Annotated in this window: 9 protein-coding genes; 1 reads left to right on the forward strand and 8 read right to left on the reverse strand. The window is 45.3% G+C overall.

The window, feature by feature from the left end:
• Nucleotides 1-268 precede the first annotated feature (268 nt).
• From LKO28_RS06985 to LKO28_RS07020, 8 genes are read right to left on the reverse strand one after another with little or no spacing between them, the layout of a single operon-like run.
• Complete coding sequence (locus tag LKO28_RS06985; RefSeq protein ID WP_227693985.1) at nt 269-2038, reverse strand: glycoside hydrolase family 43 protein; 1770 nt, start codon at nt 2036-2038, stop codon at nt 269-271.
• A gap of 35 nt (nt 2039-2073) precedes the next feature.
• Nucleotides 2074-3981, reverse strand: coding sequence for a glycoside hydrolase family 97 protein (locus LKO28_RS06990; RefSeq protein ID WP_227693986.1), 1908 nt, complete (start codon nt 3979-3981; stop codon nt 2074-2076).
• A 35-nt stretch (nt 3982-4016) separates the two neighbouring features.
• The gene (locus LKO28_RS06995) at nt 4017-5564 is read right to left on the reverse strand and encodes a hypothetical protein (RefSeq protein ID WP_227693987.1); all 1548 of its coding nucleotides are present in this window, start codon (nt 5562-5564) and stop codon (nt 4017-4019) included.
• Between the two features lie 18 nt (nt 5565-5582).
• Nucleotides 5583-7631, reverse strand: coding sequence for an alpha-glucuronidase (locus LKO28_RS07000; protein ID WP_227693988.1), 2049 nt, complete (start codon nt 7629-7631; stop codon nt 5583-5585).
• 9 nt (nt 7632-7640) lie between these two features.
• A complete protein-coding gene (locus LKO28_RS07005; protein ID WP_227693989.1) occupies nt 7641-8603 on the reverse strand; it encodes a glycoside hydrolase family 43 protein in 963 nt (320 codons plus the stop codon).
• 19 nt (nt 8604-8622) lie between these two features.
• On the reverse strand, nt 8623-9762 hold the full coding sequence (locus tag LKO28_RS07010) for an endo-1,4-beta-xylanase (RefSeq protein WP_227693990.1): 1140 nt from the start codon (nt 9760-9762) through the stop codon (nt 8623-8625).
• A gap of 22 nt (nt 9763-9784) precedes the next feature.
• Nucleotides 9785-11197, reverse strand: coding sequence for an MFS transporter (locus tag LKO28_RS07015; protein WP_227693991.1), 1413 nt, complete (start codon nt 11195-11197; stop codon nt 9785-9787).
• A 25-nt stretch (nt 11198-11222) separates the two neighbouring features.
• Complete coding sequence (locus LKO28_RS07020; protein WP_227693992.1) at nt 11223-13733, reverse strand: glycosyl hydrolase 115 family protein; 2511 nt, start codon at nt 13731-13733, stop codon at nt 11223-11225.
• Nucleotides 13734-14029: 296 nt separating this feature from the next.
• Here LKO28_RS07020 and LKO28_RS07025 point away from each other — a divergent pair, with 296 nt between their 5' ends.
• Entirely contained in the window at nt 14030-18031 is a 4002-nt protein-coding gene (locus LKO28_RS07025) for a hybrid sensor histidine kinase/response regulator transcription factor (RefSeq protein WP_227693993.1), read from the forward strand.
• Nucleotides 18032-18065: the final 34 nt, after the last annotated feature.

Genomic DNA, 18065 nt, shown 5'->3' on the forward strand with positions numbered 1-18065 from the left:
AAGCTTGTCGAAGGGTGCCGGGAGCTTGCCGGCGGACGACGACGCCTCCCCGGCAGACGGGGAAGACGCATCGTAGCCCGACGACATGAGCTTGCCGGGCGCCGTCATCGCGTCGTAGGGCGCCGTCATCACATCGCCGTACGGGAAAATGACAGAAAAGCGTGCCTTTCGGACGCTTTCCTACCATTTCTAGTGCCCCTTATTTAAGGTTTAAAGATAAACGGCGCCCCGCGGACATGGGGCAACCGTTTCAGCAACAAAACTAAACCTATTCTACTTTAATATCATTTGCAGAAGTCGCATATAACCCGATCATAGCGCCCGTAAATCCACCGGCTACATCGGTCGATAAGATATCGCCTGATACCGTGCCACCTAAGTTTTCAAAATCACCGCCATCTACTGCGTAGGTAAATTGATAATCATCTCCCCTGGCTTCTACTTTCAGCGAAATTTTTCCCGCTTCCGATAATTTCTTCCGCGCAATAAGAGATGATTCGCCTTTTTCCGTGCGTTCTAAAACGAGATAATAATCTGCTCCTGATTTTGTCACGCCAAACACATAATTAAACGCCTCGCTTTGTACACACGCTAATCCCGCCAAATCTCCTTCTGTTTCGGGCTTATAATGCATATCGACCGATGCGGAAAAAGCTGCATGTTGCTGGCGATAAAACAGGGTAGAGATCGGCTGTTGCGCCTTAATATTCACATCAAACGGTTTGATGACCAATCCATGCGTTCCCTCTTCAACAAATTTCTCACGTGGACCGCGCAAGGATATCCAACGATCATCCAAACCATTCCCCTCGAATTTATCTACAAACGTAAAATTGCCGTTCGGGAAAAACGCGCCACTGTTCATCTTGTTTTCTGTACCTGGGGGCATCGCTATAAAAGGTTTAAGTGGCTCCATTCCGCCCTCGAATATCGGCCATTCGCCAGACCAATCAACGGGTAAAATAAACGTCTCGCGCCCGGTATTCACCCGATTCTTTTCATTCGGACGAATCGCAAGGAATACCCCATACCAATCGCCGGACGGTGTTTCCACCAGATCCGCATGACCAGCCCATTCCACCGGACTAGGTCGACTCTTATCCAAATGTCGCTGCGACAGAATAGGGTTCGTTGCAGCTGGCTTATAAGGCCCCCGCGGGCTGTCACTGACGAAAACCACCTCGCTATGGTTGGCGCCGGTTCCGCCTTCGGCACAAATCAAATAATATTTACCGTACCGCTTATAGATATGGGGCGCCTCAATCCAGATCGGCTTTTTCGTAATATCCACACCACCATCAACAATAATTTTGTCGGTTCCGGCAATAACCTGATCCTTCTCTACATCGTAATCCCACACTTTAATCACGCGATGTCCCTCATATAGCTCCTTTCCCTCATCTGGCGCATCATTGTGGATCACGTAAGCTTTGCCATCGTCGTCAAAGAATAGCGCTGGATCGATTCCTCCAAAATTGAGTTGAATAGGATCCGACCAATTGCCCTGCAATGGATCTTTGGTCTTGACCACCATATTGCCAATTCCAGAGGCAATCTGCGTCGTAATCATGTAAAACGTATCGTTGTGCGGATTATAAAGGATATCCGGCGCATAGATCCCGGCACTGATACCGGCCGTTCCGACCTTTAGCTGCGATTCTCTATCCAATACATGACCAATCTGCTTCCAGTTCACCAGATCCTTAGAATGGAAGATAGGCACGCCCGGAAACATGACGAAGGAGGATACTACCAGATAATAGTCATCTCCCTTGCGGGTAATGCTGGGATCAGGATAACATCCCTGTAAGATCGGGCTGTAAAAATGCCCTTCGGGTAAAGGGTTTTCCGCATATATCTTATCGTTGCCCACATATTCGAAGTGCTGAAAAACCGGCTCATTACTAGCCGCGATGTTGGTTTTTTCGTCACCGTTATCTTGGACATGCTGGCACGCAGATAACGTTGCCAACGCAAGCAAGCACGACCACATTCTTGTCACTCTATATCTACTCTTTCTCACTTTGGTTTGCATCATATTTTTAATTTTTGTTTCTTCGATTACTTCGTTCATTAAAAGATAACAATTCCACCATTTGGCTGAATCGTGACTGCTACTTTGCCTGTTTTATCGATCTGGGCATTCGAGTGAAAGGTCGTGCCATCCACTTTATCGGAAATCAATGTCACTTGTTTATTCCCTAGCATGGATACATCCAACGTTAATTTTAAGGCCTTATCCTCTGCATTTACACCGGCCACATACCATGTCTCGCCATGTCTGCGGGCAATGACCACATATTTGCCGGGATAACCCGCTATAAACCTCGTGTCGTCCCAAGTGGTTGGTACGTTTTTCATAAAGTCGATCTCGAAAGCCGGCACATCGGTTAAGTTATTCGGCGTTAACGCGAACGGTTGAACGGGATTTTGAAACAGAACGGCCGTAGCTAGCTGGAAAGCATCCGTAGTTAAACGCTTATTTCTATCCTTATTTTCCTTCGTGAGGTATTTATTCAGCAAAACACCACCGAACTCCATACTGCCTACCGTATTGCGCATAAAAGGATGCAACGTCGCGTAAAACGCTTCATTATCCCGCGCATGTTGCGAGAAAATCAGCATTTCTGACGCCAATACCGCTTCACTTCCAACGTAATTGGGATACATCCGTTCCCAGCCTCTCGGCAGTGTTGCCCCATGGAAAAAGACCATCAGTCCATAATCGTTGGCATCGGAAAGAATATCTTCATACAACCGCATAGTCTCCTGCTTATCACCGCCCAAAAAGTCAACTTTCATCCCTTTTACCCCGATCGATTGCAACCATTTCATCTCTTTCTTACGTACGATCGACGTATTCATTTTATTCCGAGGGCCTTGCGGAGCATCGTTAAACGCGCCATTCGAATTGTACCACAACAACACGTCTACATTTTTTGAACGAGCATAATCGACTAAGTCTTTCATCCGGTCATACCCAATTTGCTCATCCCAAAAGGCATCTACCAAGATGAATTCATATCCCAACTCGGACGCGAGATCGATATACGTTACCTGATCTTTCCAATTCATACTTTGATCTTGCCACACAATCCAGCTCCACGTCGATTTACCAAACGTATAATCCTTAGACGCTTCATATAATGGCTCTACCACATCAAATGGTATCGTCGTTTCGATAATCGGTTGTAAATCGCCACCCACTGTAATTGTCCGCCACGGCGTAACGCCAGGTAGACTTAACGCTGCTCCGGTACTCCCGAACCCATTATTCTGCGCCATTTGCGGATAAGCAACATGGAAAACACCATCTTCTGATATTTCGCTGAGGTGGGAAGCACAGTACAAGCTACTGACACCGGTTTCGGAAAGCAGCGCCCAGCCGTCTTCACCTATCTTAAATAAGGCAGGGAAAACGAAACCGTATTCACTTTTAGCTTTCGCGATAGGAGCATCTACCCTATAACCACTTTCATAACTGGGTGCTGTCCGTGCAAATGCGGTCATCGGTGTCATCATGTTCGACAAAAATGATGTCGTCTGGGCCGGAAACCGGTAACCTGTAATCTCCTCCTCTACCACAACACTCCGGCGTTCTCCCCAAATCGGGAGTTCATACCGAAAGGCGATGTCATTGTCGCTTACCTGAAACACCACCGACATCCTTTTTTTGTCGGCATTCTCCACGGTTAACGTCAAGACATTTGCGTGATACGCTACATGTGAAGTCTTGATTCGATCTTGCTGATATTCTTTTTCAATTTTACCTGTATTTACAGCAACGATATGCAAATTGTCCGTAAAATCACCTTCGTTTGTTTTCAGTCCTAACGGCGATTTTTCAAGAATGATTTTCCCTTTATACCCCACTGTGTAAACAAGACGTCCGTCATCAATGAAACAGGAAATCGAAAGGTTTTTATCCGGGCTATCCATCGGCACTTCCTGTGCGAACAATCGTCCTACAAAGACTATCATTAAAGAACAAAAGAAAAAACGCGTAAAAGACATATTTATTTTAATAATTTAATGGAAATAATTGATTTCGCTCCTACATTAATCACAACAGATTTTTTATCTGCTGATAAAGCAACATGCTTGTCTACCATCGTAGTTTCCGCCGTACTCTCGATCGCTTCTACCCGAGATACGTCAACTGGTAAAGCGAATTGTAAGCCACCCAAATGCGTCTCCGCGCTGTTCTGTAACACGAGCGTAAAGTCATGCTCACCCTCATAAGCTGTTAACAAAAAGTCGTTGTTTCCGGCAATTCTATCTATACCGATGCGTTGGCGCCCGGTAGCATATTGCGCGTAGTGTGCCGTAATTGTCGATCTCGGCAACAACTGCCCAACGGTCGTTCCCTGATCTCCATCACCAAGCATGCTGTAATAACGTTTCAAGTACCAATAGATGTAAGCATTGAAGTTAGCATCCATGCAGCCGTAAATCTCCTCGCCCACCATCAACGCTTGATCCCACGACCAATCGTTCGAGCTATTGGTATTGTGCAGATGCTCGGTCATCCAGATTTCTTTACCATGTTGTCGAGCCAAAGGGTAATCACCGAGCCCGCCGCCATATAAATGCGTTCCAACAATGTCTAGATGTTGAACGGCAACAGCATCGTTTAAAACCGGATCGGTAAATTCCTTTTTAAAATTAACCGCTTCCGCTGCGATCACTTTAACCTTTATCCCTTGGGCATAATCTTTCATAAAAGCCAAGATCTGTTCGGGCGTCCATACACAAGCATCGTACTCGGGATCCCAATCCGGTTCGTTTTGAATAGATACAGCTTCAATGGTAACGCCATTATCAGCCATATAGTCAACAAAAGCGTTTAAATGATCTACATAGTCTTGGTAAAACTCCGGCAACAAATATCCGCCGTTTCCGCCAGCCTGCTGCTTACTGCTCTTCATATGAGCCGGCGGAGTCCAAGGGGAGCCGAAAATACGTGCGCCTAAAGACTGGGCTTTTTTAGCTATCGCCAAGTCTCTATCCCATTGTGCTGGGTCAGCATATATCATCATGCGCAGCATCTTAAAGCCTAACCCACCCTCGCCGTACAAAACGGTGATATCCTCTTCTGTCAACTGATTACCCCCTAACCATATCGCGGGGTTTAACATCCCACCAAAACCAGTGATATGTTGGTATTTCAAAGCCGGATTCACTACTAATGTAACAGGAGGTTTGGACGATTGAACAACGGTGATTTGCTGCTCAGCACCAGTCGTCCGATCTCTTATCGTAAGCTCCTGGGTGCGTTCTTCTCCCGTCGTGTTCTCTGCATAAGTAAATTGGATGCGGGTAGTACTAGCGTGGGTTAAACTTCCCCCCTGACGAAAAGTAAAATCCGACAAAAATCCGTCTGCAGTTTCCAATTCCCATTCAGTGAATGCCCAACGAACAGCGAACTCAGCCTTCCCGGCACTGTGCGTCAAAACAATCTCATCTTCCGATACCTCGACAGATGGAGCCATAGTTCCTTCTTCTTTCTTACACCCTAAAAAAAGCAAAGGCAGTAAGAAAATCATAAAAATAGATCTATTCATTTTAGGTTTATACGTAGATTAATTATGATGCTTCATATCCAGTTTAATTTTCTTCAATTCTTCCAATTCGTGAACCGGTCGCTCCAATTCATATGGAATCGGCATTTTCGAGAATGTTTGGAAATACAATAAACAAGCGTCTTTCCACCAAACCGCATCTTTCGCTTGAATTTTCAGCTTAGCCTGTACCTCATTAAATCGCTGCGTGTCTAGATAAGGTTCCAATTTATCCCAGGCTTTTTGAAATTCCCGTACCTCCTGCACACCTCGGTCATAGTGAAAACAAAGTTCCGCCCATAGCGTACGTCCGCTTTTCATGCTATGCGTCCACGGCACGTGATGAAACCATAGCAACAGGTTTTCCGGACAGCTGGCAATATTTCCATATATGCTATCCAAAGGCCGATAATACTGAGACACCGCATTACTCCCCGCAGTGGTACGATCAAAACCTAAACCGATCGTATCCGCATTATGGTAATACCAAGGCATCCAGTCGGGTCTACCACCTTTTCGGTCGCCCCAAGGTTCCGGACCATAATGGTGATCGAAGGCGAAAATATGATGTAAGCCCAAGGGCATCATATAGTCCACAACCGCTTCACGGGAGTCCATCATGATCCGACGCACCTGCGTAACGAAATCAGCCTCATTTGTGAAGGTTTGCCGAATCCATTCGTTGGCGATATCTTCGGATAATAACTGATGGTTCCACGCCAAACGTCCAAACGCATACCAGTTTGCCTGCGCAAAATGATGTCCTGTCCAATTCGTGTCCTCACCGATATTAGCCACGGCCGAAACCGCTGTTTTTCCACCACTAAAAAGACTTCCATCCGTTATGCGTGCCACGGTACTCCCTTTTCCTTCGCTATACGTATCCGCATCCAACGTTTCCTTAAACAAGGGTGCTAGATAAGCTAAGTGATTCGAAAAGCCCAGATATTCTTGCGTGATCTGAAATTCAATCATTTGTGCCGTATTCTTCATCGCGCCAAAGAGCGGTGTAAACGGCTCTCTCGGTTGGAAATCCACCGGTCCGTTTTTGATCTGAATAATGACGTTATCCCGAAACTCGCCGTCTAACGGCACAAACTCCTGATAGGCCTGCTTGGCACGGTCCTCTTCCGTAGGACTGTAAACAAACGCACGCCACATCACCAAACCACCATAGGGTTTTAAAGCATCCGCCAGCATGTTCGCACCATCGGCATGGGTACGTCCGTAATCCTGTGGCCCTGGTTGGCCTTCTGAATTCGCTTTAACCAAAAACCCTCCAAAATCGGGGATTTGCTGATAGATTTCTTTGACTTTCGTTTTCCACCACTCTTGCACCTCTTTGCGCAAGGGATCCGAATCTGGCAGACCATCCAACACTTTCGGCGAAGAAAAATTGGCCGATAAATATACCCGAATACCATATTTCCGGAAGATATCGGCCAACGCCTTCACCTTGCGTATATAATCACTGGTCAGTATTTGTGGTGATGCATTCACGTTGTTCAGTACCGTCGCGTTGATACCTATAGAAGCATTCGCCCGCGCATACTGTTCGTATCTGGGCGACAGCTTATTGGGGAGTTCATCCCATCTCCAGAGCGAATAACCTGCATAACCCCGTTCTACCGTTCGATCTAAATTATCCCAATGGTTCAATATACGAACGTCATAATCCGGAATCTCTTCGATATGCAAATGCCGCATATCTGCTTTGGTTTCCTGAAGCCGCAGCAAATGATACGCGCCATACAATAGACCGATAGGCTCAGCGGCGGTCAAATAAACTGTAGAGGCGTCACCTTTAATCTGATAACCTTCTTTTAACCTTCCTTCCCTTTTATCCAGCCTCATCTCGACCGATGGCCCGCTCCAATATGTATCCAGCTCCTGCTTCGCCAGGAGGGCGGTTTCATGCTTAATCGCCAAACGAATGTCCCGTTGCTTTTTAATTTGCGCATCCACCGGTTTGTAACGCAACCACAATTGGCTCCCATCTTCCGCAAACCCGAAAAATGGCAGTAGAAAGATAAAATAGAAGAAAAACTTTTTGATAGGCAACATCATCATTTGTTTATTTTACTGTCCAGCTATCGTCTTGATAGCACCATTTTCATCATATTCCAATTCGACCATCTTCATGCTTCGCAACCAAGTCTTCCCGCCCGATGGTACCGCGTCATGATAAAATAGGTACCACTTATTCTTAAATTCCAGAATGCTATGGTGTGTCGTCCAGCCTACGACGGGCGTCATGATCACCCCTTGGTAGGTAAACGGCCCATAGGGATTATCGCCAATAGCATAACACAACAAGTGGGTGTCACCGGTAGAGTATGAAAAGTAATATTTTCCTCCGTATTTATGTACCCAAGATGCTTCAAAAAACCGACGTTCGGTATCACCTTGTTTCAGGGGATTTCCCTCTTCATCGAGTAAAAGCACGTCACGAGGTGCTTCTGCAAACTCCAACATATTATCCTGTAGCTTTACTATTTTCGGACAAAGTGCCGGTTCGTGAAAATGCGGTAATTCGCAAGGTGGCACGAGTTTATTGTTTCTGTAAAACTGCAATTGCCCTCCCCAAATGCCGCCGAAATACATATAATACACCCCGTTATCTTCGAACACGCATGGATCAATACTATAACTGCCCTTTATCGGGTTTTCTTCCGGAACAAAAGGTCCTTCCGGCCGATCGCTAATAGCCACTCCGATACGAAAAATATCGTTCTGGTCTTTTAGGGGGAAGTACATATAATACTTGCCATCCTTATGAGCCACATCGGAATCCCAAAGCTGTCGGCCTGCCCAAGGAATATCCTCGGTAGTAAGTACAACTCCATGATCGACCACCTCCGCGTCGGGGTCGTCCATCGAAAAAACGTGATAATCCCGCATATTGAAATGGTCTCCATTATCGTTTTCAGGCACACCACTTTCCCAATCGTGTGACGGATATATATAAATTTTATCTTCAAATACATGTGCAGACGGATCCGCCATGTAGCCGTTCGGAAATAAATATCTAGAAGTTTTCATATTAAAAAGATAACGTGCATTATTTTTTTGCCAATTCGATAATATCAGCAACAAAAGGTTTGGGTTCGTAATTACGATCAAACAACAAAGGATAATCCGTACGTCCCTCGATCGGCCAGTCATTTTTCCAAGAGTCTCCGTCACCTACACCCCATAGTGTTACCCGGCTAATCTTATCTTGGTGCTTGAGGTATAAAGCAAAGAAATCAAGATAACGTTGCCCCAGCTCATCCATCTTACCTTCCGGCAAGCCGTCCTGATAAGGATCTAGGGTTTCCTTATACGCAGTCGTATCAGTCAATTCTGCTCCGACGTGGCGCCTAGCGTGTGGCAGAACCGAAATATCCATCTCCGTCACCATGACTTTTACACCCAAAGCAGCAAAATCGATTATAGACTGTTCTGTTTCCTCCAAGGAAGCATGGGCTAGTCCATGATGCTCTTGCATACCTATACCATCGATTTTTATACCTGCATCGATCATTTTACGAACCATGTCCACAATGCCTTTGCGCTTAGCAGGAATGGCCGTAGAATAATCGTTATAGTACAATTCAACCTCCGGATCAGCCTCTCGTGCAAATTGAAAAGCTAAAGGAATAAATTCCTCTCCGATAATCTCGTAAAATTTACTTTGACGATATTCCCCGTTATCGAGGATCGCTTCGTTAACCACATCCCAACCATGAATACGTCCTTTGTAGCGGGAAACGATCGTATGAATGTGGTTTCGCATGCGTTCAATCAACACCTCACGCGAGACATCTTTCCCCGCTTTGTCCGTAAAAAACCATCGTGGCGCCTGCGAATGCCATATTAACGTGTGTCCGACAAGATGCATATCATGCTTTTCACCGTATGCGACAAATTGGTCGGCATCTTCAAAATAGAACTCCCCTTCTCGCGGCTGCATAAACATGCTCTTCATACAATTTTCGGCTACAATCGAATTAAATTGTTGCTCAATGACTTGTCCAGCGGCAGGGTTACGTTCCCAAACCTGATCCAGGTTTAAAGCCGTACCGATGTAAAATCGATCGGCATACGCTTCCTTAAACGTTGCTGTATTCTTCGTCTCGATTACTTGAGAATTCGTTGATGCACAGCCAATACTCCACGTAGCTATTCCAGCTAAAATTACCGTCTTTATTATATTCATGTTCCTATTGATATTTTCGTTTTTAATTTTTGTGTCTATTTTCAATTTCATGATTGATCTTATTGATAAGATCATCCTCTAGTTTATACCGCGAAATAATAAACATGGCGACAATCAGTAAGATAGCCGGGATAATAGCGACAAGCCATAGAATCCCCTGTTCAGCGAAAGCAGATTGAGACAATGTATTATCCTTATCGAAACCGACGTAAGCGAGCACCAAACCGGGCACCACACCTCCCAACGCCATTCCTGCCTTATAAAAAATTCCGGTTAATGCATTGACGATACCCGAAATCCGCTTTCCAGTCGCGTGCTCACCATACGATATAACCTCCGGCACCAAGGCCCACATATAGCCGGTAGCGACGATAATACCGGTTGATTTTACAAATTGCGCTGTTAACACCAGCCATATCTGTGTTTTCAATGCAGGAATTACAGAGATAACGTACAGCATGATCATGCCTACGACAGCAATCGTCAGGAATACATAAAACATCTGCTTTTTTCCAATTGCCCGTTTGATAGCCGGTACTAAAGGCATAAAAATAAATGCGGGGATTGAGCCGAGCGCCATAAAGTAGGGCAACATCTCGGGCGCCTGCACATTATAAATCATATAGTACGAGCCCGCCGAATTTCCGATGGCCATCATCGCAAAGGCCGTGATAAAAAAGAAAGCCAATACACGCAGCGGACCATTATGTCTAAATTCTACCCACAAGTCAGACACCTGCACTTTTTCGGTATCTTTTTCATCCATAACTACCCGTTCTTTGGTTTGCGTATAACAAAACAGTAGCAAAGCCAATCCTACAAGCGCATAGATCGTCATGGTGATAAACCAGGCCTCACCAGATTCGCGGGAGTTAATCTTCCCATCCGGCGAAAAATATTGTACCATAATCGGCACGCCATAACCTACCGCAAGACCACCAAGATTAGCCATAAACATACGGGCGGAAGTCAACTTTGTGATCTCGTCCGTGTCCCGCGTTAAAGAGGCGTTGAGGGCACCATAAGGAACATTGATTAGCGTGTAGAGCATAGACAGTCCAACATAAGTCACATAAGCATATACAAGCGAGCCGGAAAATCCGTTCCAGAAACAAAGAATAGCGAATCCAGTGAGTGGTATCCCACCCAAAACAAGGTAAGATCGGTATTTCCCCATTTTCGGGGTACGCTTATCAACAAAAGCTCCTACAATCGGATCCCAAATTACATCCACGATCCGTACTACCAAGAACATCACTCCAGCTGCAGCCGCAGAAATACCGAAGACATTGGTGTAAAAAATAAGCAAGTACATCGACACCGTCTGGTAAATAAGATTCTGCGCCAGATCACCAGATCCAAAACCAATACGTTGCACATGGGAAAGCTTATAAAAGCCTTTTGATTCGTTTACCAAACGTGTTTCTGCGTTCATTATATAAAAGGGTCAAAGTTTTAAGTTATAATAATTCACTATTGCGTTGTGCACTCTCCGGCGCGCCGAGATAAGAAGGTTTTAATCCACCGAAATCCAACATGATTTTTTGGATAACAATCCCCTGTTCTAACGGCCGGATGCGAATGGTATATTCGCCCGCTTTCGCAAAGTGGTGTTCTGTTACATTTTCGATGATGCGACTCGCTTGCCAACGGCCCAACTCTCCCTTATAATGGCCATTGATATTGAGAATTTGCTCCTCACCACCATTAATAGAAACCGCATAGCGCAAGCCTTTATTAGCATTATAATTTAGCGTCGGCGAGGTCAATACGATAAGCTTCGCTTTCCCGATCGATTGTATATCCACCTTATATTCCACGTACACTTGTTCATCCAAGGGAGCCGTAACCGGCAAGGTCGTTATCGCCGAAACCGTTTTTCCTAAATTTGGTATCTCCGTCCAGCTAACCTGGGCTGAAGCATTCGCATGGTAAAAATTCATAGCCTCAATCGATACATAGCCGTCCTTTTCCATAAAAACTTTGCTAGTCGATTGTACCGTACTCGAGTCGACATACGTCACTTTCGGCAATATGCTATGCGGCGGATTGTTCCAGCTCGTATAACCGATACGCACCTGATCCATCATATGCTGCCATTTCCCACCGGAGAGAGTGTTGAAATGCACCGTCAATAACGAATCGCGCTCAAAACCTGCCTTTACCTGATCGGCCCAATAATTTGCACGTATATCATTTTTAGCGGCATAAAAAGCATTTTGTGCCTGTGCATAGTACATATCATATAGATTAGACATCCCGTTAATCGGAAACAGTACCAGTTGATCAAAGGAATCCTTATACGCATTCGGCAGTTGATTGTATAAGCGCATGGCATCCACTAAGAGTTGGCGGTATTCTTGCACGACCGTTTCAAATTCACGATAGTTTTCCAGACTATAGGTCTTATGATTCAAAAGTTCCGGTGTGACCCGGTGGTTGAATTTGGTATACATATCTATTAAGCGCGCGGCTTCTTTTGCATACCGCTGGCCAAACTGCTGTGCACACCACTCTTCCGTATGAGATAATAAGTTGGACGGGTTAAAACGCCTGGGGTCCCAAGCCATATCTAGAAAAAACGATATAGGATATTCCATCGGTTTGAGATCACCAACATTCACCACCCAAATTTTGTTTACACCATGCGCATACGTCAAATTCATTTGTTCCCACACCCGCGATATTTGGCTAACATTTAACCATTTGGTATTGCGGGGTCCGCCTACATAGTCAAAATGATAATACATGCCATACCCGCCCTTGCGTGGTTTGGCATCCAAAGCCGGCAGTTTACGCACATTCCCCCAGTTGTCATCACAAAAGAGTAAGGTAACATCATCAGGCACACGCATTCCGTCGTCATAGTAATCCTGCACCTCTTTATATAAGGCCCATACCTGCGGCGTCTGTTCCGGTTTTTCTCCTGTGACTTCTTTTATAATTTGCCGTTGATCCTTTACAATTTCTTCTAGCAGACTAACATTTTGTTCATCGCTCATGGGCTCATCCCCATCTCCACGCATCGCAATGGTGACGAATGTTTCCCAGTTTTTGGTCCGTTCCATGCCGGCCCGCCAAAACTCCTGTAACCCTTTCTTGTTCTTACTGTAATCCCAAGCACCGCCGTTGCCATGTCGCTTCCACTCCGCCTGCGCGCGTGCCATGGGTTCATGATGCGAAGTACTCATCACAATCCCCATCTCATCGGCCAATATGCCGTTTTGCGGATCATCGTCATAAAAAGCATTGCCCCACATTGCCGGCCACAAAAAATTCCCTTTTAAACGTAGAATCAGCTCAAAAACAGTTTCATAAAATTGGCTATTATACCCCCCGAAGGTGTGATTAACCCAGCGCGTTAATGCCGGATATTCGTCATTCAGGAAAATACCGCGATACGCAACGGCCGGCTCACCGTCCGTATACATCCCGGGCTTTATGTATAAATTTTCTTTACGTTCCACCGGTACATCCGCCCAATAATACCAAGGCGACACCCCCATTTGCTTAGACAATTCGTAAATTCCGTAAATCGTACCTCTTTTATCGCTACCCGCTATCACCAACGCCGATTCGACACCTGCAGCAGGCTGATGGATCACCGTAATGATAAATTTTTCCCGCTTACCCACTAATGCGTTCTTAGGCAATTGCCCCTGCGCGATCAAACCATCGATTAAATCCGACTGGCCAACCGTCCCTATCCAGACAGCTGACTTTGCCGTCGTAACCACTTCCGTCCGCTTTCCGGTTATCCTTTCAAAATCTCCTTGCAAACTTTCCACCGCACGCAAAACACCTTTGTCATCATTTGAATCGACTTGCAAAGGAAGCGGCTCGCCGCCCGTTATTAAAGTAAGGTATCCAGACGCAAAATTCTCGGACACGAAGCGGTCATCCGACTGCGCCCGAAGTATTAAACAAGAAAAAACAAGGTAAAAAACAATCCAATATTGTTTCGCCATCATAATGATTTATTAACGTGTTTAGCATGTTTCCTAATACACATCCAGACCGCCACCAGCAGATGTCACAATCTGATTAGAAACATGAAGTAAAGGTAAATCAATAGGTTAGCAAAGACAATCCACCATGTTACATTCGACCTTTATTTTGTTGCAAAGACCCTTTCGTATGTTACATATTCGTTTCGTTCGGTTACCCCCCTACTTTTCGCACCCATTTTTGCATTGAAAAAAATCGTTCTATGATTGCATAAAAGAATAGATTTTGTATCTTCCCGTTTAGATAACCGTGGAAACCAATGTTAAGAATACTTTTACTTCTAGTATTATCCTTTTGTACACTCTTCGCTAGTGGACAAGCCACCCGTATTTACGACCACCGGGACTATGGAGTCGGCGAGCTATCGTCCAACCTAATCAAGAGTCTATCACAGGATAAACATGGCTATATATGGATAGCAACGGAATACGGATTGAATAAATTCGATGGCATCCGATTTATCCAATACTTGCACGACATACAGGATAGCACCTCTATTTCTAGCAACCACGTTACCATTCTGCATCGGGACTGCCGCGACTACTTGTGGATCGGGTGTTCAAACGGTCTACAATATTACGACGAAAATAAAGACGAATTTATACGCATTCAGTTTCCGGACGAGATTGCCCCACATATCACTGATATCTTAACCCGCCGGGATGAATCCTTGTTAGTCACCACGTCGGGATGGGGACTTTTTTCCATTGATCGGACAAACGGGGTGGCTACTCGATTGGAGGACGCCAATCAGCTTATTGGGGGGATGTACGGTCGCAAACTCATAGAAGATCAAGATGGCCACATCTGGATAGCCATGGATCGCTTGGGTGTAGTCCGTCTATCCCCTGATTTCAAACAAATTCAAAAACTTCCGCGGGAACAAGTACCTTTTCCCAATGGGGATAAATACAATATGTTGGTCACCAAGTCTGGCGAGGTGATGTTGAGCTATCATGCGCAAGTCGTTCTCAGCGATCGATCGGCCCTTAATTTTCGTCCCATTATGTTTGCGGATAACCGCCGACCGTTCGTTAGTGATATTCAGCTTAACACCGACGAGACAGCGGTTATTGCAAGTACCGACCACGAAGGGATGTGGCAATTATCTTTAACCCAACTCCCCCTGCGATTCAATCGTATAGAACTCTCCAATCTCGACAGAAACTACAGCATTGCGCGCATATCCAGCTTTCTTCAGGATCGGGAAAAGAACCTTTGGTTAGGATGGTTTCAACGCGGTCTCGTTTTTATTCCCTCCAGCAACAAACAATTTGAATTCTGGCGGGTATTGGAGCTCGAAGAGTCCGACAAGTACAAAATTAATGCTGTAACAACCGACCACAACGCCGATGTATGGTATAGTGTAGAAAATAGAGGCGTGTTCAACGCCGATAAGACGGGACATATTATTCAACAATTTCCGGAATTAAGCGATATAACACAATTGCAGGAAGACGCCCAAGGCGATCTCTGGTTTTTATCATACCGCCGCGGCCTTGGAAAAATAACGAAAGATCGAAAAGTGATTTATTTGGATCTATTTGCCGAAGTAGACGCCAAAGCAATGGTTTTCGGAAAAAACAAAAAATTGTATATTTCTACATTCGGTCGTGGCTTTGTCGAATATGATGCTTCCACCAATACGTTCCGGCAATTCAGCATGAACAATACCACAGCATCCAGTGGCACGTTGGGGAATGACTGGATCAATATACTCTTATGCGATCAAGAAGGGTTGATCTGGCTGGGGCACCACAAAGGAATCAGCTGTTATGATCCCCGCAAAAACGCTTTCGTTCATCAGCGGGCAAACCAACATCTCTCTGAGCAGATCGTACTTTCCCTGTTACAAGACCGGCTACAGAACCTGTGGGTGGGCACGTACAATGGGCTGCATAAAATCGCTAAAGATACACGCGAATTAACAAGTTATACCACGAACAACGGCCTATCCAGTAACGTAATTTCCGGATTAGGTGAAGATAAACAAGGGAATATATGGTGTAGCACCTATAACGGTATCAATTACGTGAACCCTACCGATAATAAAATCGTCAATTACTATACTGGAGACGGATTGGTGGACCGCTCCTATAACATCTCCGTTTACCACCAAGATGGCGAAGGGAAGATTTACTACGGCGGCAAACAGGGTGTCACCTCGTTTTTCCCTAAACAGATTCATATAGCTGCCTATACACATCCCGTCTATATCACGAATCTGTATGTCCGCAACCAATCGATCAAGCCGGGCGATTTGTCGGGCGGCACTCCCATTTTTGACCAAAGTCTGGCGACAGCCCATGAGTTTTATTTTGGTAGCCAAGATGACAGCTTTACCTTAGAGTTGTCTACCATGGATTTTAACAGTCCGGAAAACATCCATTATGAATACCGGTTAAAAGGTTTCAACAAAACCTGGAATACCACCCTTCCGGGAGTCAACCTGATCACCTACAACAACCTCTCTCCAGGCGCACATGAACTGGAAATCAGAGCTTGTAAATTTGGTGCTTACTCCGAGAGTAAATTCGTCACCTTGCATGTTATGCCACCCTGGTACCGCAGTACATTCGCTTACCTGGTTTATTTCGCTATATTTATTGGCTTACTAACCTTGATCGCACATTATCTTCGCGAACGCCGTTTAGAAAAGCTACAGGCTTATAAACTCCAGCTTTTTACGGACATTTCACACGAGATCCGCTCCCCACTAACCCTCGTATTGAGCCCCATCGATAAATTGATTAAAAACACCAACGATATTTACGCGCAGGAGACCCTTAAAAATATGCGACGAAATGCTCGCCGCATACTCCACCTCGTCAACCAATTGCTGGATATACGCAAATTGGAAAGCGGACAACTGCAGTTAAAATTTCAAGAGACGAATCTTACCGCGTTCGTTACGCAGTGTGCCGAAGCATTTGAGCAACAGGCCCACGAAAGAGCTATCACTTTTCGGGTTACATCCGATTCCGCATATATACCCCTATGGATTGATCAGAGCAGCTTGGATAAAGTGCTTCATAATTTATTATCCAACGCCTTTAAATATACCACCAGTGGCGGCATCATCGATGTACACGTCAGTTCGTCTCTTGGCCAACAGCATACCAAGCAACCCAATTATGCCGAAATAACCGTATCCGACACGGGTTCGGGTATCCCACAAGATGATACCGCCAAAATTTTTACACGCTTTTATCAAGGCAACAACCAAATTTCCGGCGGACCACAGGGGTCAGGCATTGGCTTACACCTCACGCAAATGTTAGTTAAAAAACATGGTGGGAAAATATTTGCAGAAAACCGTACGGACCGAACCGGAAGCCGCTTTTCCGTACAGATCCCAATGGGCATGCGCCATCTACCCGCAAACCAATTGGCAAAAGAAAGTGACGATAAAAACATATTGGTCGAGAAACCACTTCCTCCTGCGACGGCGGAAGCGGCAGTCCCGCCAATCATTCCACACAAAACAAATTTCAAAGTACTCGTCGTGGACGATGAGCAGGATATCCTGCGTTATGTAAGCCAAGAACTGCAAAGCATCTATAAAATCATATCTGCTGAAAACGGTAGCGATGCCTTTCAACTTGCGCTATCTCAACTCCCCGACCTTATTATCTCCGATGTATCCATGCCCGATATGGATGGGTTCGAGCTGGTCAAAAAGGTTAAGAGTAACAGTTCGACCAACCATATTCCCGTCATTCTACTTACGGCAAAAACCACACAAGAAAACCGTATGCAAGGAATAGGTTTAGGTGCCGATGCTTATTTAACAAAGCCTTTTGTCATCGAAGAACTCCTGATTACGGCAGAAAATCTGATTAAAAACCGAATGACCGTTAAAGGCAAATACTCTGGCGCCCAGGAACAAGAAGGAAAAGTAAAAACCATTTCCTTTAAATCCAGCGATGAAGTGCTGATGGAGCGCATCGTGGGGATCATCAATAAATACCTCGAAGACCCCAGCCTGAATGTGCAATTATTAGCCGACGAAGTCGGGCTGAGCCGGGTGCAATTACATCGTAAGGTAAAGGCATTGACGGGCATCTCCACGAGCGAATTCATCCGTAACATACGCCTTAAACAAGCCGAAAAACTACTCTTGGATAAGCAAATGAATATTTCCCAGGTTGCTTATGCACTAGGATTCACAAACCAAACACATTTTTCGACCCTATTTAAAAAGATGTATGGTTTAAGCCCGTCGGAATATATTAACCGGCACGCGAAGCAACACGGATAATTTTCTTGCGCCTTTCTCGAAAACAGGTCAACAC

The sequence above is a fragment of the Sphingobacterium sp. FBM7-1 genome (assembly GCF_020687765.1).
Lineage (GTDB): Bacteria > Bacteroidota > Bacteroidia > Sphingobacteriales > Sphingobacteriaceae > Sphingobacterium.